We start from the raw sequence: 20,067 nt of genomic DNA, 5'->3' as shown, positions 1-20,067 counted from the left end.
GGTCAGCGGGCCAGTTCGAGCAGGTGGCCGACGACGCCGGAGGTCGCCAGGATGGCCACACCGATCGCGACGAAGACCGCCGGCACCAGCCAGTGGCCGACGCGCCGCACCAGCCGGATCACCCGGGGGTGGCCGCCGAGCCATGCGCCGACCGCGCACCACAGGGCGATGAGCACGACGAAGATCAGCAGGAACACCGCACTGTCGGCGGGGCCGAGCGCCCGGAACACCGGCACGTAGACCGCCACGTTGTCGGCGCCGTTGGCGATCGTCACGCCGGCCACGCCGAGCGTCCCGCCCACCACCGTGGGTGCCTCGTCGTCGTCCCGGTCGAGCAGCGCCCGGACACCCAGAGCGATGGGCAGCAGCCCGAGCAGGCCGGTCCACGGGTCGGGCACGACCAGCAGGCCGGCCGCCATCACGGCGCTGGCCAGGGCGAGCGCCCCGATGCCGAGGTACTGCCCGGCGACGATCTGGCTGGGGCGGGGCCGCCCGGTGGTGCGGGCGGCGACGAAGAACATCGTCAGGATGACGATGTCGTCGACGTCGGTGGCGGCGAACACCACGAGCGCGCCCCCGGCCGTGCCGAGAAGATCGATCACGTCAGGAGGGTACGTCGGTCGTGGCGGGCGGCCGACCGGTGGCCGAACGGCTGTGGGTCACCCTATCGGGTAGCTGACATCGCGCAGCGTGTCGGTTGGCGAATAGTTGATATCTGGCGCATGATCGTTCGAGGCGGTCTAATAGGTGGGACCGTATCCGAACCGCACAGTCTGGGACGTGAGGACACAGCATGGCAGCCACCGGCACAGCCACCAGCACTGAGAAGGGTCGCCGGATCGTCGGAGCCGAGCGCCAGACGCTCGCCAAGGACCTGGTAAAGCGGTACACCGGGGGAGAGAGCATCCGCGCCCTCGCGGCCTCGACCGGCCGTTCCTACGGGTTCATCCACCGGGTGCTCACCGAGTCCGGGGTGCAGCTGCGGCAGCGCGGCGGCGCCCGGCGCCGCAAGAAGGCGTGACCCGCCCCGAAGCGTCGTCCATCAGCGCCGTTCCCCGGGCCGCCCGGTGACCGCCGAGGCGACCGGGGTCCGGCTCGACTGCGACGGGCCGATCGCGACGGTGACGTTGTGTCGGCCCGACGTGCTCAACGCACAGACCCCGGCGATGTGGCGCGCGATGAGCGACTTCTCCCGGGACCTGCCCGGTGACGTGCGCGTCGTCGTGGTGCGTGGGGAGGGCCGAGCGTTCTCCGCCGGCCTCGACCTGTCGGTGGCCGGCGCGTCCGGGCCGGGCTCCTTCGCCGAGCTGTCCACCCTGCCCGAGCAGGAGTGCGCGGACCGCATCGCCGAGTTGCAGGCCGCCTTCACGTGGCTGCACCGGCCCGATCTGATCTCGGTCGCGGCGGTGCAGGGGCACGCGATCGGGGCCGGCTTCCAGCTGGCGCTCGCCTGTGACCTGCGGGTGCTCGCCGAGGACGCCCGACTCTCCATGGCCGAGGTGACGCTCGGCCTGGTGCCCGATCTCGCCGGCACCAAGCGTCTGGTGGAGCTCGTGGGCTATTCGCGGGCCCTGGAGATCTGCACCACCGGGCGGCGGATGGACGCCGCCGAGGCGGACCGGATCGGCCTGGCGACCTTGGTGGTGCCCGCCGGCGAGCTGGACGGTGCGGTCCGCGACCTGACCGCCGGGCTGCTCGCCAACAACCGGGACGCGGTGGTGGAGATCAAGGCGCTGATCGCCGGCGCCGCCGACCGGACGCACGCGGAGCAGCAGCGGGCGGAGCGGGAGGCGCAGACCCGCCGGCTGCGGGACCTCGCCGGGCGCGGAGAATAGTAAGGACCGTTCGGGAAGATCCGGGTTACCGCCGAGGTTGTCACAGTCGTCGGGAGAATTGACTGGGACGGCGCGGTCGGCCCGATGACCCGGAGGTGAGTGTGTCCAATCCGATGTCCGGCGGCGGCATGGGCGGGTGGAGCATGCTCCGGTCGATGCGCAGCCGCGACGAGATCTCCAGCCACCGCCTCCAGCGGGGCGTCGCGCGCCGGATCGTCGCCTTCGCCGGGCCGTACCGGCGGGACATCGTCGTCTTCCTGGTGACCGTGGTGCTGGCCGCGATCATCGGCGTCGCCACCCCGGTGCTCGCCGGTGACGTCATCGACGCGATCACCCGGGGCGGCTCGGCGGCCGGTGACCTGGTGGTGCGGCTGGCCCTGGTCATCGCCGCACTGGCGGTGGCCGACGCGCTGCTCTCGCTGGCCCAGCGGTGGTATTCGGCCCGCATCGGCGAGGGCATCATCCTCGACCTGCGCACCCGAGTCTACGATCACGTTCAGCGGATGCCGCTGCAGTTCTTCACGCGTACGCAGACCGGCGCGCTGGTCAGCCGGCTCAACAACGACGTGCTGGGCGCCCAGCGGGCATTCACCTCGACGCTGTCCGGGGTGGTCAGCAACGTCATCCAGCTGGTGCTCACCGCCGCGGTGATGTTCACCCTGTCCTGGCAGATCACCGCGCTGTCGCTGGTCCTGCTTCCGGTCTTCATCATCCCGGCCCGCCGCGTCGGCCGGCGGCTCGCGGAGATCACCCGCGAGTCCTACAACCTCGACGCCAAGATGAACGCGACGATGACCGAGCGGTTCAATGTCTCGGGGGCGCTGCTGGTCAAGCTCTTCGGCCGGCCCGACGAGGAGGCGCGCCGGTTCGCCGGGCGGGCCGAGCGGGTACGCGACATCGGCATCCAGTCCGCAATGTACTCGCGGACGTTCTTCGTGGCCATGCTGCTGGTGGCCTCGCTCGCCCAGGCTCTCACCTACGGCCTCGGCGGGTGGCTCGCCGTCACCGGCAGCGTCAGCGCCGGCACGGTGGTGACGCTCGCCCTGCTGCTCACCCGCCTCTACGGCCCGCTCACCGCGCTGTCGAACGTCCGGGTCGACGTGATGAGCGCGTTGGTCTCCTTCGACCGGGTCTTCGAGGTCCTCGATCTCCGGCCGGCCATCACCGAGAAGGCGGACGCGGTGCAGGTGCCCCGGGGCGCCGGCCGGGTCGAGTTCCGGGACGTGCGCTTCCGCTACCCCAGCGCCTCGGAGATCTCACTCGCCAGCCTGGAGGAGGTCGCCGCCCTGGACCGGACGGTCACCGAGCCGGTGCTCCGCGGCGTGTCCTTCAGCGTCGAGCCGGGGCAGATGGTGGCCCTGGTGGGACCGTCCGGTGCCGGCAAGTCGACGCTGTCCATGCTGGTCTCCCGCGTCTACGACGTGACCGACGGCCAGGTGCTGGTCGGCGACGTCGACGTCCGCGACGCCACGCTCGACTCGCTGCGGGACGAGATCGGTGTGGTCACGCAGGACTCGCACCTGTTCCACGAGACCATCGCGGAGAACCTGCGCTACGCCAAGCCGGACGCCACCGACGACGAGCTGTGGGCCGCGCTGGCCGGCGCCCAGGTCGCGGACCTGGTGCGCGCCCTGCCGGACGGCCTGGACACGGTCGTGGGCGAGCGCGGCTACCGGTTCTCCGGCGGCGAGAAGCAGCGCATCGCGATCGCGCGCCTGCTGCTGAAGGCGCCGTCGATCGTGATCCTCGACGAGGCCACGGCCCACCTCGACTCGGAGAGCGAGGCGGCGGTGCAGCGGGCACTGTCGGTGGCGCTGACCGGGCGTACCGCGCTGGTCATCGCGCACCGGCTCTCCACCGTCCGGGACGCCGACCAGATCCTGGTCCTCGACCAGGGGCGGATCGTGGAGCGGGGCCGGCACGACGAGCTGGTCGCCGTCGGCGGCCTCTACGCCGAGCTGTACCGGACGCAGTTCGCCGTCGTCGACTCGCCCGCGCCGTACCAGGACGCGACCGGGCCGGAGCCGGTGGCCGTGCCGATGCGGCCGTACCTTGCCGACGAGGCGCTGCCCCCGGCCGCCGCGAACTAGTCCCGGGCGACGGCGGCCCGCAGCTCGCCGAACGCGGCGCCGAGCGACTCCGGGGTGAAGTGCGCGTTCAGCCCACTGGGGTTGGGCAGCACCCAGAGCCGCGCGCCGGCCAGCGCCTCCGGCTGCGGGCCGAAGCCGGCCTTTGGCCGGGCGAACCCGATCCGGTACGCCGTCACCCCGACCACCGCCACCCACCGTGGCCGGTAGCGGGCGACCTTGCCGGCCAGGACGTCTGCGCCGGCGACGAGTTCGGCGGCGGCCAGCTCGTCGGCCCGGGCGCTGGCCCGCGCCACCATGTTGGTGACGCCCAGCCCGTAGCCGGGCAGCTCGTCCTGCTCACTCGGGTGCAACTGGCGGGGGGTGAACCCGCCCCGGTGCAGTGCCGGCCAGAACCGGTTTCCGGGCCGGGCGAAGTGCCACCCCGTGGCCGCCGACCACAGCCCGGGGTTGATCCCGACGAACAGCACGTCCAGACCGGGCGCGATGACGTCCGGGAGGAGGCGATCGGCCGCCGCGGCCAGCTCCGCACGCGTCGGTCGCGGGTAGTGCGGTCCGGCCATCACAGGTCCCGCAGCGCGCCGCCGTCCACCGGCAGGGTGATCCCCGTCAGGTAGCTGGCGGCGGGGGAGAGCACGAACGCCGCCACCCGGCCGAACTCGGCCGGCTCGCCCAGCCGGCGCAGCGGGATCGCCGCCTCCGCCTCGGCCCGGGCCCGCTCGGCGTCGCCGCTCGCCGCGAGCAGCTGGGCGTTCCGGTCGGTCAGGATCCGCCCGGGCAGCAGCCCCACCACCCGTACGCCCCGGGGGCCGTACTCGTCGGCGACGTCCTTGGCCACTCCGGCCAGGCCGGGACGCAGGCCGTTGGAGATGCCCAGGCCAGGGAGGGGCGCCCGGGCGGAGGTGGACAGGACCAGCCCGATCGCCCCGCCGTCGGTCAGCGCTGCGGCGACGGCCCGCACCGTCCGGACGGTGCCGAGGAACACCGTCTCGAAGGCTCGCCGCCACTGCTCGTCGGTCACCGACGCCGCGCTGCCCGGTGGCGGACCACCGACCGAGACCAGCGCGCCGTCGAGCCGGCCGAACGCCTCACGGGCGGTCGCCACCAGGCTCTCGGGCAGGTCAGGGTCGGACAGGTCGCCGGCGACCCCGATCGCCTGCGCCGGACCGCCCAGGCGCCGCGCGGCCTCCTCGACCGCGTCCGCGTCGCGAGCGGAGAGGACCACCCGGGCACCGTCGGTGACGAGACACTCGGCGGCCGCGTACCCGAGCCCGCGGGAGGCCCCGGTCAGGATGTACACCCGGTCGGTCAGTCCCAGATCCATGCCGCTGATCCTGCCGCATCTGTCCGACGTACGCGCTTTGGAGCTGATGTCGTGGGTGGATCGCCGCGACGTCCGGGATGTCGCCGGGGCCGCGCCAGGGCCGGGGCCGTCGCCAGGGCCGGGGCCGTCGCCAGGGCCGGGGGTGACCGCCCCGATGACGCTTCCGGATCAGCTCCAAAGCCGGAGCGGGTCGGCATCGACGAGGAGCGTCCGCAACCGGGAGCGGGCCGCCGGCCGCACGGGGGTGCCGTCGACCTCTACCCACACCACAAATGCCGCCGCGGAGGGCGCGGCAGCGCCGGCCCGGCGATGTCGCCGCAGGCGGTGTGGTGGGCGTCGAGCCGCCCGGGCACGGGATCTCAGCGGCGGGCGGGGCGCAGCAGGCGTACGCGGCCGGCGAGTTGGACCGCGACGGCGCCACCGGCACGCCCCCAGCCCGGCGGGCGGCGCGGCCGGGGCGCGCTCCGCCCGTCGTAGCGGTGACCGGCCTCCCGGACGGCCAGCTCGTCCGCGCCCAGCGGCGGCAGCGTGCCCGCGTCGCGCAGCTCGCGGGCGAGGTCCCAGCCGTCGCGCAGGGAACCGGCGGTGGGTCGTCCGTCGGCCCAGCGCGCGAAGACCTCCGGCCACCGCGGGCCGAGCCCGGCGGCGAGCAGCGGCCAGTGCCGGGCCACCTCGCCGGCCCGCTTGCGCAGCAGGGCGGTACGCGCGGCGGCGAGCGGACCCGGCGCGAAGCCCGGCGGCGCGGGCGCCCCGGCGACCAGCGCGGCGACGAGCGCGGCCTGACGGGCGGCCAGGTCGCCGCTCACGTGACCACCGGGAATCCGGAGGCGGCGGCGAGCGCGTCCAACTCGGCGCGCAGCGCGTCGGCCGGCGGATAGTGCCCGTCGCGTTCCAGCAGCAGGGCCGGCGGCCGGTGCCGTGCGCACAGCTCGCCCACCAGGTCGAGCACCGCGCGCGGCACGGGGTCGGTGTGCGTGTCGTGGTAGAAGCCGCCGTGCTCCGCCCCGCCGGCCACGTGCGCGTACGCGATCCGTTCCAGCGGGAGCCGGTCCAGCAGGTCGAGCGGGTCGGCACCCCGGTTGCGGGCGTTGGCGTAGACGTTTGCGACGTCGAGCAGCAGCAGCGCGCCGGTGCGGTCGAGGATCTCGGTGAGGAACGCCGCCTCGTCCAGTTCGTCGTCGGGCCAGTCGAACAGGGCCGCGATGGGTTCCAGCGCGATCGGCACCGGCAGGTCGGCCTGCGCGCGGGCGACGTTGGCGCAGACCGCCGCGACGGCGTCCCGGCTGCGGGGCAGCGGCAGCAGGTGGCCGGCGTCCAGGCCGCCCGCACGGACGAACGCGATGTGTTCGCTCACCAGGGGCGCGCCGGTCAGGTCGGCGACCGCGGCCAGGTGGGCCACCCGGGCCGGGTCGACCGGCTCGGCGCCGCCGAGGGACAGCCGCACCCCGTGCGGTACGACGGTGACGCCGCGCTCCCGTAGGGCGGCGAGCCCGTCCGGCAGCGGGCCGGCGGCCGGCACCGACTCCGCGATCACCTCGACGAAGCGCAGCCCGGGCAGGCCGGCGACGAAACCGGCGATCTCCGGTCGCCAGCCGAGGCCCACCCCGGCGGGGCCGCTCATCCGCCGCACCCGCCCCCGCCACAGCCACCGCCGCCCCCGCAGGAGCCGCCGCCACCGCCGCTGTCGCCACCGCCGCCCGCACAGCTGCCCGAGGCGCCGCCGCTCGTGAGCGCCTGCCGCTGGATCTCCGCCTGCTCGGCGAATCCCGGGTCCATTGCCCACAGGGTGGCCGTGCCGAAGAGCGCCACACCCATCGCGGCGCCGGCGGCGCCGTACGTGGCGTACGCCGGCGCGGAGCGTGGCGCCAGGTACGTGTGCTCGCGGCGCAGCTCGCGCAGTGCCCGGCTGGCGGCGCGCGTGCGCCACGGCCGCCGGTACAGCAGGATCGTCGCGAAGAGCAGCGGGAACTGGGCCAGGAACAGCCAGCCCACCGGCCGGTCGTTGGACAGACCGGCGAAGAGCCGCAGGGTGCCGAGCGCGAGCAGGGCGGTGAGCAGCAGCGGGGCGACGCGCAGCGCGGCCCGCTGCTCCGCGGTCAACGCCAGTCCGCGCTGTTCGAGGCCGGCGCGCAGCTCGTCGAGGGCCTGCCGCACCCACTGGTCGGCGCGCAGCTCACGGGTGCGCAGGCTCCGGCCGGCGGCGACGTGGATCGCCTGGTCGAGCGGAGTGGTGCCGACGGGCAGCGGGCCGCCGGTGGCGAGACGCCCGCCCGGGGCCACGCCGATCGCGCCGCTACTGCGCAGCCCGCCGAGGGAGGTCAGCACGGCCAGCGGCGCGCCACCGCTGAGGTAGGCGACCTGCTGCGGGCCGAGCGGGCCGGTGCCGGTCGACGGGCCGCGCAGCAGCCGGGCCCGTTGGATCAGGCCGCCGACGACGAGCAGGGCCGCGGCCAGCAGGTAGAGCCGGAGGAACACCGGGCCGGGGATGCCCCAGGTGTCACCGGGTGCGGCGAGGACGGTCATGCGCTGCTCCTGTCACGAGAGGGCGGCCCCATTGTGGAGCAGTCCCGCCATGCCGGATCCGCCAGCGACGTCCAGTTACCGGACCGCAACGTGCCGCCGTCAGCGGCGGCGCACCGCCTCCTCCACCAGGTCGAGCACCGGCCCGAGGTCACCGGCGGGCCGGCCCATCGCCAGGTGCAGCACCAGGCCGTCGTACGCCAGCTCGAGGAACTGGGCCAGCACGTCGATCGGGACGTCGTCGCGCAGCACGCCGGCCTCCCGCTGCCGCAGCAGGCGGTCGCGGGTCGCCTCCGCGATCGCCGCCGACCGCTCCGCCCACCGCTTGGCGAAGGCCGGGTCGGTGCGCAGCCGGCGCGACACCTCCAACTGGCTGCCCAGCCAGCCGGTCGTGTCCGGGGAGACCGCGCGGGCCAGCAGGTCCCGCATCACCTGCACCAGGCCGTTGCGGGCGACGGTCTCCACCATCGCCGCGGCGTCGTCCTCGGCGACGGCGAGGAAGAGCGAGTCCTTGTCGCGGAAGTGGTGGAAGATCGCGCCCCGGGACAGCCCGGTCGCCTCCTCGAGCCGGCGCACGGTGGCGCCCTCGTACCCGTGCCGGGCGAAACAGGCCCGCGCGGCGGCGAGGATCTCCTGGCGGCGCGCGTCGAGCTGGTCCTGACTTACTCTGGGCACGCGTCGATCGTGTCAGGTGACCCCGCTCCCCGCAAACCGTACGTACGGCTTGGTGTCCTCGTACCGGCGGCCCGCCGGTTAGGATCCGGCCCGTGACGCCACCCCCCGCCACCCCCGCCCCGCCCACCGCGCCGCTGACCGTCGCGGCGGTGCAGTCCGAACCCGTCCCCGGCGACGTCGCCGCGAACGCGGTCACCGCCGCCGCCCTGGTCCGCCGGGCCGCCGCCGAGGGAGCCCGGGTCGTCGTCCTGCCGGAGCTGTACCTCCCCGCGTACCATCCGCCGGCCCTGGCCGCCGACCCGGCCGGCACCGACGTCGTGGCCGACGCCGCGCGGCGCGTCGCCGACCCCCGCCTGACCCCGCTGCGTGAAGCCGCACGCGACGGCGGCGCGGTGGTGGTGGTCGGCGCGGCGGTCCGGCAGCCGGACGGCCGGCGGACCATCTCCGCCCTCGTGACCGACCGGGCCGGGAACGTCCGCGTCGGATACGACAAGCAGCAGCTCTGGGGCGGCGAGCGGGAACTGTTCGACCCCGGCGACCGGGGGGCCACGCTTGTCGTCGACGGCTGGCGGCTCGGCCTCGGCATCTGTTACGACGGCTGTTTCCCGGAGCACGGCCGGGCGGCCGCGGCCGACGGGGCGCACGGCTACCTCTGCCCGAGCGGCTACCTGGCGGGCTCCGAGCACCGGCGGGACCTCTACTACGCCGCCCGCGCCCTGGACAACACGATGTACGTGGTGTTCGCGAACGCGGTCGGCGGCACCGACCCGTGGCGGTTCAACGGCGGCGCGGCGGTGTACGACCCCGAGGGCCGCGCATTGGCGCGCGGCGCCGACACCGGGGAGGCGGTGCTGGTCGCCACGCTGGACCCGGACGCCCTGGCCCGCACCCGGGCGGCCCACTCCATGCTGCTCGACCGGCTTCCGCACCAGGGGTCCGCCCGGGCCTTCCTCACGGCCTGACCGAGGGTGGCGGGCCCTGGGCCCTGTCGGGGGGACACGTCGGTCCCGTAAGGTGCCCGAGTGCCGCTGCTCCTCCTCGACCTGGACAACACCCTGCTCGACCGGGAGGGTCCGTTCCGCGCCTGGGGTGAGCGCTTCCTGGCCGAGATCGGCGCGCCCGCCGACGACATCGACTGGCTGCTGTCCATCGACGCGGACGGGCTGACCGACCGGTGGGACATCGCGGACGCGATCCGCGACCGGTACACGCTGCGCATTCCGTCAATCGACCTGGTCGAGGAGTTGCACGACGGGGTGGTCGCCTTCTCCCGGCTGGACCCGCTGGTGGCCTGTGCCCTGCGGATCGCCGACGACGCGGGCTGGGTGCCGGTGGTGGTGTCGAACGGCGCGGTGCGGCAGCAGGAGGGGAAGATCCGGCGTACCGGGCTGGACCGGTACGTCGCCGACTGGGTGATCTCCGAGGAGGCCGGGGTCAGCAAGCCGAACCCGCGGATCTTCGCGCTGGCCGCCCAGCGGGTGCGGATGTCGCTGCGGGGTGCCTGGGTGATCGGGGACGGCCCGGAGGCGGACATCGGCGGCGCGACGGCCGTCGGGCTGCCCAGCGTCTGGCTGCACCGGGGCCGTACCTGGACCGACACGCGGTTCGCCCCGACGTTCACCGTCGACAGCACGATCGCCGCCATCGCGGCGGTGCTCGGGGCGTAAATCGGTTGCCCCGCCGGGCCCCGGGCGGCGAGCATGGTGCCGCATCGGGTACCCGAGCGTGTCCGCCGGGTCGAGGAGAGGGGGTCGGTCATGGCCGTCTTCGCAGGTCGCTTCCACCGGCCTCCAACAACCTCGACCAAGGGACCTTCACCGCAGTGCGCGATCACGACTTTCCGGCGCCCGAACGCCGTACCCGCGGCAAGCGCCGCTTCGACGACGACGAACCACATTTCCTGAAGCGCGGCCGGCCCGCCCAGCCGCTGCTCGCCGACCCCGACACCGAGCCGGACCCGGAGACGGGCGAGACCTGGTCGTCCTGGGACGGCGCGGTCCACGGCCCGCAGCCGCGCCCGGAGTGGCTGGTCACCGATCTGGCCGCCAAGGACACCGAGCTGGGTGTGCTCAAGACCGGCAAGGAGGCGGACGTCCACCTGGTCCGCCGGGCCGTGCCGGGCACCGACCGGTCCTGCCTGCTGGCGGCCAAGCGGTACCGGGACGCCGACCGCCGGCTGTTCCACCGGGACGCCGGCTACCTGGAGGGGCGGCGGGTCCGCCGGTCCCGCGAGATGCGGGCGATGGCGGGGCGGACGGCCTTCGGCCGCCAGATGATCGCCGGTCAGTGGGCGGCGGCCGAGTTCGCCGCGCTCGGCCGGCTCTGGGAGATCGGCGCCCGGTACGGCACGGTCGCCGTGCCGTACCCGGTCCAGCTGCGCGGCACCGAGCTGATGCTCGAGTTCATCGGCGACGCCGACGGGGGCCGGGCCGCGCCCCGGCTGGCGCAGCTGCGCCCGGAGGCTGACCAGCTGCGTGACCTGTGGGAGCAGCTCGTCGGGGCGCTCAGCGTGCTGGCCCGCGCCGGGCACGCGCACGGGGACCTGTCGCCGTACAACCTGCTCGTGCACGAGGGGCGCCTGGTGCTCATCGACCTGCCCCAGGTGGTCGACCTGGTCGCCAACCCGCAGGGGCCGGAGTTCCTGGCCCGGGACGTCCGGGTGGTCGCCACCTGGTTCGCGGCCCGCGGGCTGCCGGCGGCGCAGGCCGACCCGCTGGTCCTCACCGAACAGCTGCTGCGCGAGGCGGGCCTGCGCTGACCACGACGGTCCCGGGCGGCCACGCCGGCCGCCCGGGACCGGGTGTGGCTCCGGGGCGTGGTTCGGGCCGCACCCCGGCCCGTGTCACTGGAGATAACGCTCGACCTCCGGCACCGGGCGTACGCCCTGCGCGTCCGGGTCGCCGTGGGTGGTCCGCGCGGCACGCCGGCGGCGTAGGAGGTCCCAGCACTGGTCCAGGGACTCCTCCAGCTCGCGCAGGCGGTTGCGGCCCTCCTCGTCGGTGCCCGCCTCGTTGGCCTGGGCGTCGGCGCGGAGCCGGTGCTCCTCGTCGACCAGCTCGGAGATCCGCTTCAGGATGGTCTTGTCGTCCATGACCATGAGCCTGGCACAGCACGGCGGCCCGCGCCCGGATTCGCCCTCCGGGCCGGTCGGATCGGCCGGCCGCAGATCCCGTTCGCCGGTTTGCTTCACGGCGGGAATGTCCATCACAAGAATTCTTCACAACAAGACTAGAGATGTTCACGTCCGTGATGGCATGCTCACGCAACGGAAGTGATTCCATCCAGAAAAGGGGAGCAGTAGCAGTGGCACCGTCAGAGTCTCCTCCGGACGGTCTCCGCCGACCCGGTTCAGTGCCACTCCGACACGTGCTGCCAGCGCTGTTGCGTGAACCGGCCCGGGCCCTGGTCGAGTGCGGGGAGCGGTCCGGCGGCGAGGTGGTGAAGCTCAACCTCGGCTCGTTCCGGCCCTACCTGGTCACGCATCCCGAGCACCTGCAGCGGGTGCTGCGGGACCGGTCGGAGAACTACGTGCGAGCCGGCGACGGTCTCCAGTGGCGGCCGCTGAAGCGCCTCTTCGGTGAGGGCATCCTCAGCGACGGGGACCACTGGCGGGACAGCCGCCGGACCCTCCAGCCCCTGTTCACCGCCCGCCGCATCGAAACCCTGGTGGACCGCCTGGCGGTGGCCGTCGAGGAAGCCGTCGACGAGTTGGACGCCCCGGCGCGCACCGGGGCCACCGTGGACATGGGCCGCGAACAGGCCCGGATCGTCTGTTCCGCGATCATGAAGGTCTTCTTCGGCGACCGGATCTCGGTTCCGGATGCGATGCGCATCATGGCAGCGCAGGACGCCATCGCCTGGTCGGTGATGCCGCGACTGCTCGTGCCCTGGGCGCCGCTGTCCCTGCCGATGCCCGGTGACCGCGCGTTCCGCCGGGCGGTACGGCTCATCGACGAGATCCTGCTACCCATCGTCCGCGCCGCCCGCAGTGACGGCGACCCGGAGGCCGACGACATCATCACCACCCTCTGGCGTGGACGGAACGGCGACGGTGGGGGCCTCGACGAGCGGCAGGTCCGCAACGACACCGTCTCCATGGTGGCTACGACCACCGAGACCACGATCAGCGTCCTCACCTGGCTCTGGCCGCACCTCGAGCAGGATCCGGTGGTCGCCGGCCGACTCCAGGAGGAGATCGACCGGGTGGTCGGGGGCGGGCCGGTCCGCCGGGAGCACCTCGGCCAGCTGCGGTACACCCGGCAGGTCCTGGACGAGTTGCTGCGCCTCTACCCGATCGGATGGCTCTTCCCCCGCCGAGCCGTGGCGGCCGACGTCATCGGTGGGGTGCGGATCCCCGCCGGCGCGACGTTGGTCGTCAGCCCGCTCATCACCCATCGGATGTCGGCGTTCTGGGACCGGCCGGAGGTCTTCGACCCGGACCGCTTCGCCTCGGACCGGGTCCGCCAACGCCATCACTACGCCCACTTCCCCTTCGGCGGGGGCCCCCACAAGTGCATCGGGATGCACCTGTTCTACCTGGAGGCCACCCTGATCGTGGCGACCCTGCTCACCCGCTTCCGGATGCACTCCCGGAATCACCAGATCCCGGGCATCAAGGTGGCCGCCGCCCTGCGGCCCCTCGACCGGGTCGAAGTGACCCTGCGCCCGGTCACGAGCGTCGCCGCATGAGCGCCGGGCCGGGCTCTCCCGTCCTCGATCAGCTGGCGCAGGCCGCGGAGCAGGGCCGCATCTGTGCCCTCGCGGCCGACGGCCAGCGGGACCTCCGGCGGACGGCTGAGCGGTATCCGCAACTCTTCCCCGCCCCGCCCTTCGACCCGGCGCTGTTCGGCTCGGTGGCCCTGGCCATCTCCTTCGGGGCTCCGGAGTGTGAAGCCGAACACCTGCGGCTGACCAACCGGACCGTCCTGTGGGGTTTCGCCGTGGACTGGCTGGTCGACCACGAGGCCACGTCCCGGGCCGAGATCGACTCACTCGCCGACGCCTGCCTGGCAGTCGCGGACGGCGCTCCGCCCGCGGCAGACCAACCGCTCGCCCGTCTCCTCGCCGAGATACGGGATGAACTGGTCACGTCGCCCGGCTACCTGCCGCACGCGCCGGTCTGGCGGGACCAGGTGCGGACCGTGTTCGCCGCCATGGCCCGGGAGTGGGACTGGCGGCGCAGCGGGCACCGGCCGAGTCTCGACGACTATCTCCGCAACGCCGCCAACCTCGCCTGCACGGTCGTCAACGTCACGCACTGGATCCGCTCCGGCGATCCGGAGACCCTCGCCCACCTCGGCGAGCTGGTGACGGTGAGCGATCAGGTGCAGCAGGTGCTCCGGCTCGTGAACGATTTCGGCACGTATCAGCGGGACCGACGCTGGGGTGACCTGAACGCGCTCGATCTGGTGGCGGATCGGGCCGAGGTCGAGCAGCGCCTCGACGTCCTCCAGGCCACCGCCCGCCGGTCGATCGACGGCCTGTCGGTGTCCTGCCCGGAACCCGCCGACTACCTGGCCCGCCAGATCGGCTTCAGCTCCGGCTTCTACCGGCTCGCCGACTACTGGGGTGACCTTTGACGACCACCACGGTCCCGGACACCGGCGACGGGCTGGCGGCGCAGGCGCGGCACCTGCTGTCGACGATGGAGCGGGACCGGGCCGGTGGGGTCACCCCGTCGGTGTACGAAACGGCTCGGCTGATCAGTGACGCGCCCTGGCTGGCCGGCCACCGTCGGAGGCTGGACTGGCTGATCGCCGCCCAGCACGGCGACGGCAGCTGGGGCGCCGGGGACGGCTACGCGGTGGTGCCGACCGTGAGCGCGGTGGAGGCGCTGCTCGCCACCCTTCGTCGGCACGAGGCTGACGATGGGCTCGCGCCCGAGGTGCCGGCCGCCGCCGGCCGAGGGCTGGCGGCGCTGGCCGCCATGGTGGCCGCGCCTCCGCGACTGCCCGACACGCCGGCCGCCGACCTCATCGTGCCGGCGCTGGCCGACCGGGTGAACGAGCACCTGGCCTGGTTCGCCGGCCGGCGCGCCCCGGCGTTTTGGGGCGCGGTGGGCCAACTCCCGGCCGGGGAGCGCGGTCGGCTGGACAGGTTGCGGTCGGGACTCGCCCGCGGCGGGCCGATCCCGACGAAGCTGCTCCACGCTTACGAGGTGCTCGGACCGGCGCTGCGACGCCGGGCGGACGTCGTTCCGGTGGCGGGCGCGGTGGGCGCGTCGCCGGCGGCCACCGCCGCCTGGCTCGGCACCGGCGAGGGCGTCGACCCGTCGGTCACCGCGTACCTCCTGGAGGCGGTCGGGCGGCCGGCCGGACCGGTGCCGTGCTGTACGCCGGTGGCGGTCTTCGAACGGGCCTGGGTGCTCGCCAACCTGACCCGGGTCGGACTGCCGGTCCACCCTCCGGAGGCGCTCGTCGGCGAGCTGATGGCGGCCCTGAGCGGCGCCGGCGCCGCCACCGGACCGGGGCTGCCGGCCGACGCCGACACCACCTCCGTCGTGCTGTACGCCCTCGCGCGGCTCGGCCGGCCGGTCGCACCGGACAGCCTTGCGGCCTTCGACCTGGGCAGCCACTTCTGTACCTGGCAGGGCGAGGACGGCCGGTCGACCACGACCAACGCGCACGTGCTGGAGGCACTCGGGTGGCACGCGCAGCACTCACCGGGCGGGACGCGCCGGCAGGCCGCGCGGGTCGCCGCCCTCGGCGTCTGGCTGCGGGAGCGGCAGGAACCGGCCGGCTGTTGGGGCGACCGCTGGCACGCCTCGCCGTACTACGCGACCGCAAGCGTCGTCGCCGCGCTCGACCGGTACGCGCCGGCCGAGGGCGACGCGGTGGACCGGGCGGTCGACTGGGTCCTCGCCACCCAGCGGGCCGACGGGAGCTGGGGCCGGTGGGCCGGTACCCGCGAGGAGACCGCCTACGCCCTTCAGGTGCTCCTGGGGGTGCGGCGTCCGCTCCGGCCGGTGGTGGTCGAGGCGGCCCACCGCGGTCTGCGTCACCTCGGCTCGGCCGATCCCGACGCGATCGATCCTCCATTGTGGCATGACAAGGATCTCTACGCGCCGGTACGGATCGTGCGGTCCGCGGTGCTGGCGGCCCGGCACCTCGGGTCGGTACGCCTCGGACCGGATCGGGCGGTATCGCGGGAGCCGGCCGTCAGCGTCATGATCAGCAGCGCTTGAGCGACGGGTACGGACGCTGCTAGCGTGCGCCGGGGTCAAGGTGCATTGTCGCGCTTCGACATCTCGAACACGGCCAGGGACGGTGCAATGGCTTCACGCGGTGCAAACCTCCGTACCAAGGTCATCGCCCTGCTCGCTTCGCTGGTCGCGCTGTGGAGCTTCACGGCCTGGGTCACCGTGCGCGACGGCGTGAACCTGGTTGGCGTGCAGGCGTTGGACACAAACGTCTTCGAGCCGACCGAGCCGCTCCTGCTGCAGTTGCAGCAGGAGCGGCGGGAATCGGTGGTCTACCTCGGACGGCCCGACGAGGCGCGCCGCGCGGCACTGACCGAGGTGCGGCAGCGCACCGACGAGCTCGCCGCCGTGTTCCGTGAAGCGACCGGGCGGTGGCAGGTGGAGCTGCTCGGCAGCGACGCCCTTCACCGGCGCATCGACCACCTGATCAACGGCCTCGACGGGCTGGCCGAGGTCCGGGCCGCCGTCGACGGCCGGACGGTCGACCGGACCGACACCAACGCCGCCTTCACCGGGGTCATCGAGTCGATCTACCGGGTCTACGACGCGCTCGGCAATCTGGACGACAAGCAGATCGCGGAGGACACGGCGGCGCTGATCGTGCTCAACCGCGCCCGCGAGCTGCTGGCACAGGAGGACGCGCTGATCGCCGGGGCGCTTGCCGCCGGGCGGCTCACCCCGGCCGAGCAGGCGCAGTTCACCCGGATCGTGGGAGCCCGGCAGTTCACCACAGCCCAGGCGCTGGTCCGCCTCCCCGCGGCCGATCAACGTCGATACGAGGCCATGGCGACCGGAGACACCTTCCGCCGGCTCGGCGACCTGGAGAACCGGGTCATGCAGGGTCCCCGCTCGCCGGCACCGATCACCGCGACCGAATGGAGCGACACCACCGGGCCGGCGCTGACCGAGATCGGTGATGTCGTCCTCGCGGGCGGGGACGACATCGTCGAGCGGGCCACCCCGGTCGCCGTCGGCGTCATCCTGCGCCTCGTGCTCGCCGCCGGCCTCGGTCTGCTCGCCGTCATCGCCTCGATCGTCGTGTCGATCACCACCGCCCGGGCCCTGGTCCGGCAGCTGGAGCGGCTGCGGGAGGCCGCGTTCCGGCTCGCCCACGAGCGGCTGCCCGGCGTGGTCGAGCGGCTCGGCCGCGGCGACGACGTCGACGTCGCCGCCGAGGCGCCGCCGCTGGAGTTCGGCGACGACGAGATCGGCCAGGTGGGCAAGGCGTTCAACGCCGTCCAGGAGACGGCGATCCGCACCGCCGTCGAGCAGGCCGAGCTGCGCCGCAACGTGCGTGAGGTGTTCCTCAGCCTCGCCCGGCGTACGCAGGCGCTGGTCCACCGCCAGCTCACGCTCCTGGACGCGATGGAGCGGCGCGAGCAGGACGCGGAGGAGCTGGAGGACCTGTTCCGGGTGGACCACCTCGCCACCCGGATGCGGCGCAACGCCGAGAACCTGATCGTGCTCTCCGGCGCCACTCCGGGCCGGGCGTGGCGGCGCAACGTCCCGATGGTGGACGTCGTGCGGGGCGCGGTGGCCGAGGTGGAGGACTACACCCGGGTGACCGTGCTGCCGATCGGCGCGGTCTCGCTCGCCGGCCGGGCGGTCGGTGACGTCATCCACCTGCTCGCCGAGCTGATCGAGAACGGCCTGTCGTTCTCGCCGCCGCACACGATCGTCGAGGTGCGGGGCCAACTGGTCGCCAACGGCTTCGTCATCGAGATCGAGGACCGCGGCCTCGGCATGAGCGAGGAGGACCTCGCCGCCGCGAACCAGCGCATCGTCGACCGGTCGGAGCTGAACCTCGCCAACGCCTCACGGCTCGGCCTGTACGTGGTGAGCCGGCTCACCGAGCGGCACGGCGTGCGGGTGCAGCTGAAGGAGTCGGCGTACGGCGGCACGACCGCGGTCGTGCTGATCCCCGCCGAGCTGGTGACGGCGGAGCACGACCCGAGTGCCTCGGGCGGCTTCCTGGCGGGTGCCGGCGGCCCGGCGGCCCTACCGGCCGGCGGGAGTGGCGCCGCGGTGGAAAAGCGTCCCGCCCCGTCGGCTCCGGTCGCTCTGGTCGAGCCGCCGGTCGCGCCGCGCCCCCGGCCGGCACCCGAGTCCGACGGTGGCGCCGACGGCGGGCTGCCGGTGCGGTCGCGCGGACAGGCCCTCGCCGAGGCGACCACCGACGGGCTGCCCGTCCGGCGCAAGGGCGGCACGGCGGCGCTGGACGGCCCGACGATCCCGACCGGCCTGCCGGTCGCCGCCGCGGCCGCCCCGGACGCCCTCGTCGAGGAGCAACCCGCGGCCTCGGCGCCCGCCGGGCCCGCGGCACCGGTCGACGGCGCGCCGGCCGAGCTGGACGCCCCGACCGCCGCCAGCGAGCCGCCGGCCGAGAATGCGGAGGCCGCCGGGCCGGCGTCGACGATCGTGGACGCGACCGAGCCGGTTGAGGAGGCGGAGGCCGCGGGGCCGGCGGCGTCGACGATCGGGGACGCGACCGAGCCGGCGAGCGATCCCACCGCGAGGACCGTTCCGGCGAAGCCGGCCGGGACGCCGGAGCAGCCGGCGCAGACCGAGTCGGGGCTGCCGGTACGCGTGCGGCAGGCCAGCATCGCACCCGAGCTGCGCGACGAACCGGCCGAGACCGAGGCCGTCGACAGCGTGCGCGCACCGGAGCAGGTACGCCGGATGATGAGCTCGTACCAGAGTGGGACCCGTCGGGGCCGCACCGACGCGGCCCGGCTGCTCGGCGCGGGTGACCCGCCGGACGCGGGCCCCGACCCGGGGGACCAGCAGGCAACCTGATCGGCACCGCCGGGCGAGGCGTCGCGGACGCCCCCGGCGTGACAGCCAGCCGAAGACGAGCCGGCGAGCAGCGCCGGGGGAGAAGAGGGCGACGAGTGACGCAGAAGACGGCTTCGACGGCCGACCTGACGTGGTTGCTGGACGATCTGGTCGGCCGGGTGAAGCAGGCCGAGCATGCGGTCGCGTTGTCGACGGACGGCCTGCTGATGGCGTCCTCCCGAGGGTTGACCCGGGACGACGCCGAGCATCTGGCCGCGATGGCGGCCGGCATCCAGAGCCTCGCGCGGGGCGCCGGCAAGCGGTTCGGTGGCGGCCAGGTGCAGCAGACGATCATCGAGATGCAGTCGTCGTTCCTGTTCGTCACGGCGGCCGGCCGCAACGCCTGTCTCGCCGTCCTGGCGAGCGAGGACGCCGACGTGGGCCTGATCGCGTACGAGATGGCGATGCTTGTCACCCGCGTCGGCAAGTACGTCGCGTCGCCGTCGCGTGCCGAGCAGCCGGCCGCCGGGAAGTAGCGGCGATGCCGGTCCAGGGAGAGTCCGCGGAGCACCAGTGGGTCGACGACCATGCCGGGCCGGTGGTGCGCCCGTACGCGGTGACGCGCGGCCGGGCCCGCCCGGTCGCCGGCACGTTCGATCTGATCTCCTTGGTGACCGCCACCCGGGCGGACGTGACGCCGGAGATCGGCCTGGGCCCGGAGCACGTGGCCATCGTGGGGCTCTGCCAGCGGGTGCAGTCGGTCGCGGAGATCGCCGCCCACCTGGACCTCCCGGTGGGCACCGTCCGGGTCCTGCTCGGTGACCTCATGACCCGGGACCTGGTTCAGGTACGCGAGCCGCGGACGACGGCCGGCCTTCCCGACAACAGCGTTTTCGAGGCGGTTATCAATGGACTACGGGCCCTCTGAGCGGCCGGCGGGAACGCCGACCATGCCCACCGCGCTCAAGATCCTGATCGCGGGCGGCTTCGGCGTCGGCAAGACGACGATGGTCGGCGCCGTCAGCGAGACCCGCCCGCTGCGGACCGAGGAGGTGCTGACCGAGAGCGGCATCGGCGTCGACGACCTGTCCGGTGTGGAGGACAAGACGACGACCACCGTCGCCATGGACTTCGGCCGGATCACCATCAGCGACGACCTGGTGTTGTACCTGTTCGGCACGCCCGGCCAGGACCGCTTCTGGTTCGTCTGGGACGAGTTGTCGCTCGGCGCGATCGGTGCGGTGGTGCTGGCGGACACCCGCCGGTTGGCCGACTGCTTCCCCTCGATCGACTACTTCGAGGGGCGGGGCACGCCGTTCGTGGTGGCGGTCAACTGTTTCGAGGGTGCCCGGCAGTACCGGTTGGACGAGGTGCAGGCGGCGCTCAACCTGGATCCGGGCGTGCCGGTGCTGCTGTGCGACGCGCGGGAGAAGGAGTCCGGCAAGGAGGTGCTCATCACGCTTATGGAGCACGCCATGAAGGCCCTGGAGGCCCGCCGCGACGCCGACTGAGTCGGTCTCTACCGCGCGCCTGCCGCGGCGACGCGCCGGGTTGTGCCGCAGGTTCGGGGAAGTTGCTGCCTCCGTCTGGGTCGAGGCAGCAGTTTCCCCGAAGGTGTCGCCTGGTGGCGTGGGCGGGGGCGACGAAAGGGCC

General features: G+C 74.0%; 21 protein-coding genes. 13 read left to right on the top strand and 8 right to left on the bottom strand.

What is annotated here, in order from left to right:
• Window positions 1–2: 2 nt before the first annotated feature.
• On the bottom strand, window positions 3–602 hold the full coding sequence (locus tag ABTW87_RS26355; RefSeq protein WP_350653718.1) for a cadmium resistance transporter: 600 nt from the start codon (window positions 600–602) through the stop codon (window positions 3–5).
• Between the two features lie 191 nt (window positions 603–793).
• Here ABTW87_RS26355 and ABTW87_RS26350 point away from each other — a divergent pair, with 191 nt between their 5' ends.
• From ABTW87_RS26350 to ABTW87_RS26340, 3 genes are all read left to right on the top strand, one after another.
• A complete protein-coding gene (locus ABTW87_RS26350) occupies window positions 794–1,021 on the top strand; it encodes a helix-turn-helix domain-containing protein (protein WP_007072022.1) in 228 nt (75 codons plus the stop codon).
• 46 nt (window positions 1,022–1,067) lie between these two features.
• The gene (locus ABTW87_RS26345; protein ID WP_350653715.1) at window positions 1,068–1,835 is read left to right on the top strand and encodes an enoyl-CoA hydratase/isomerase family protein; all 768 of its coding nucleotides are present in this window, start codon (window positions 1,068–1,070) and stop codon (window positions 1,833–1,835) included.
• 113 nt (window positions 1,836–1,948) lie between these two features.
• Window positions 1,949–3,925: an ABC transporter ATP-binding protein gene (locus ABTW87_RS26340; RefSeq protein WP_350653769.1), complete on the top strand. Its 1,977-nt coding sequence runs from the start codon at window positions 1,949–1,951 to the stop codon at window positions 3,923–3,925.
• On the opposite strand, the gene mug is transcribed toward ABTW87_RS26340, so the two are convergent.
• From mug to ABTW87_RS26310, 6 genes are all read right to left on the bottom strand, one after another.
• Window positions 3,922–4,485 (bottom strand): G/U mismatch-specific DNA glycosylase, encoded by a 564-nt coding sequence (mug, locus tag ABTW87_RS26335; RefSeq protein ID WP_350653713.1) that lies wholly within the window; start codon window positions 4,483–4,485, stop codon window positions 3,922–3,924. The two genes, ABTW87_RS26340 and mug, sit on opposite strands and share 4 nt — an antisense overlap.
• Window positions 4,485–5,246 (bottom strand): SDR family oxidoreductase, encoded by a 762-nt coding sequence (locus ABTW87_RS26330; protein ID WP_350653711.1) that lies wholly within the window; start codon window positions 5,244–5,246, stop codon window positions 4,485–4,487. The genes mug and ABTW87_RS26330 overlap by 1 nt, the downstream gene beginning before the upstream one ends.
• 359 nt (window positions 5,247–5,605) lie before the next feature.
• Entirely contained in the window at window positions 5,606–6,052 is a 447-nt protein-coding gene (locus ABTW87_RS26325; RefSeq protein ID WP_350653709.1) for an SCO6045 C-terminal-like domain-containing protein, read from the bottom strand.
• Complete coding sequence (locus tag ABTW87_RS26320; RefSeq protein ID WP_350653707.1) at window positions 6,049–6,867, bottom strand: MbnB/TglH/ChrH family RiPP precursor modification enzyme; 819 nt, start codon at window positions 6,865–6,867, stop codon at window positions 6,049–6,051. Before ABTW87_RS26320 ends, ABTW87_RS26325 begins: the two co-directional genes overlap by 4 nt.
• On the bottom strand, window positions 6,864–7,769 hold the full coding sequence (locus tag ABTW87_RS26315; RefSeq protein ID WP_350653705.1) for a TIGR04222 domain-containing membrane protein: 906 nt from the start codon (window positions 7,767–7,769) through the stop codon (window positions 6,864–6,866). Before ABTW87_RS26315 ends, ABTW87_RS26320 begins: the two co-directional genes overlap by 4 nt.
• Before the next feature lie 99 nt (window positions 7,770–7,868).
• Complete coding sequence (locus ABTW87_RS26310; RefSeq protein WP_350653703.1) at window positions 7,869–8,441, bottom strand: TetR/AcrR family transcriptional regulator; 573 nt, start codon at window positions 8,439–8,441, stop codon at window positions 7,869–7,871.
• A 92-nt stretch (window positions 8,442–8,533) separates the two neighbouring features.
• Here ABTW87_RS26310 and ABTW87_RS26305 point away from each other — a divergent pair, with 92 nt between their 5' ends.
• The 3 genes from ABTW87_RS26305 (at window position 8,534) to ABTW87_RS26295 (ending at window position 11,199) form a co-directional block, all read left to right on the top strand.
• Window positions 8,534–9,403, top strand: coding sequence for a carbon-nitrogen hydrolase family protein (locus ABTW87_RS26305; protein WP_350653701.1), 870 nt, complete (start codon window positions 8,534–8,536; stop codon window positions 9,401–9,403).
• A gap of 60 nt (window positions 9,404–9,463) precedes the next feature.
• On the top strand, window positions 9,464–10,108 hold the full coding sequence (locus ABTW87_RS26300) for an HAD family hydrolase (protein ID WP_350653699.1): 645 nt from the start codon (window positions 9,464–9,466) through the stop codon (window positions 10,106–10,108).
• A 155-nt stretch (window positions 10,109–10,263) separates the two neighbouring features.
• Window positions 10,264–11,199: a serine protein kinase RIO gene (locus ABTW87_RS26295; RefSeq protein WP_350653697.1), complete on the top strand. Its 936-nt coding sequence runs from the start codon at window positions 10,264–10,266 to the stop codon at window positions 11,197–11,199.
• Window positions 11,200–11,283: 84 nt separating this feature from the next.
• Here ABTW87_RS26295 and ABTW87_RS26290 read toward each other — a convergent pair whose 3' ends face one another.
• A complete protein-coding gene (locus ABTW87_RS26290; RefSeq protein ID WP_350653767.1) occupies window positions 11,284–11,538 on the bottom strand; it encodes a DUF2630 family protein in 255 nt (84 codons plus the stop codon).
• Between the two features lie 254 nt (window positions 11,539–11,792).
• Here ABTW87_RS26290 and ABTW87_RS26285 point away from each other — a divergent pair, with 254 nt between their 5' ends.
• The 7 genes from ABTW87_RS26285 (at window position 11,793) to ABTW87_RS26255 (ending at window position 19,925) form a co-directional block, all read left to right on the top strand.
• A complete protein-coding gene (locus ABTW87_RS26285; protein ID WP_350653695.1) occupies window positions 11,793–13,130 on the top strand; it encodes a cytochrome P450 in 1,338 nt (445 codons plus the stop codon).
• The gene (locus ABTW87_RS26280; RefSeq protein ID WP_350653693.1) at window positions 13,127–14,020 is read left to right on the top strand and encodes a terpene synthase family protein; all 894 of its coding nucleotides are present in this window, start codon (window positions 13,127–13,129) and stop codon (window positions 14,018–14,020) included. The genes ABTW87_RS26285 and ABTW87_RS26280 overlap by 4 nt, the downstream gene beginning before the upstream one ends.
• Window positions 14,017–15,624, top strand: coding sequence for a prenyltransferase/squalene oxidase repeat-containing protein (locus ABTW87_RS26275; RefSeq protein WP_350653691.1), 1,608 nt, complete (start codon window positions 14,017–14,019; stop codon window positions 15,622–15,624). The genes ABTW87_RS26280 and ABTW87_RS26275 overlap by 4 nt, the downstream gene beginning before the upstream one ends.
• Before the next feature lie 87 nt (window positions 15,625–15,711).
• Complete coding sequence (locus ABTW87_RS26270; protein WP_350653689.1) at window positions 15,712–18,435, top strand: sensor histidine kinase; 2,724 nt, start codon at window positions 15,712–15,714, stop codon at window positions 18,433–18,435.
• A 95-nt stretch (window positions 18,436–18,530) separates the two neighbouring features.
• The gene (locus tag ABTW87_RS26265; protein ID WP_350653687.1) at window positions 18,531–18,950 is read left to right on the top strand and encodes a roadblock/LC7 domain-containing protein; all 420 of its coding nucleotides are present in this window, start codon (window positions 18,531–18,533) and stop codon (window positions 18,948–18,950) included.
• Between the two features lie 5 nt (window positions 18,951–18,955).
• A complete protein-coding gene (locus tag ABTW87_RS26260) occupies window positions 18,956–19,342 on the top strand; it encodes a DUF742 domain-containing protein (protein ID WP_350653685.1) in 387 nt (128 codons plus the stop codon).
• On the top strand, window positions 19,323–19,925 hold the full coding sequence (locus ABTW87_RS26255; RefSeq protein WP_350653683.1) for a GTP-binding protein: 603 nt from the start codon (window positions 19,323–19,325) through the stop codon (window positions 19,923–19,925). Before ABTW87_RS26260 ends, ABTW87_RS26255 begins: the two co-directional genes overlap by 20 nt.
• Window positions 19,926–20,067 lie beyond the last annotated feature (142 nt).

It is taken from the genome of Micromonospora sp. NPDC126480 (assembly GCF_040302465.1).
Taxonomy (GTDB): Bacteria; Actinomycetota; Actinomycetes; order Mycobacteriales; family Micromonosporaceae; genus Micromonospora.
The sequence above is the reverse complement of the archived record's forward strand: the minus strand, read 5'-3'. Positions and strand labels throughout refer to the sequence as shown.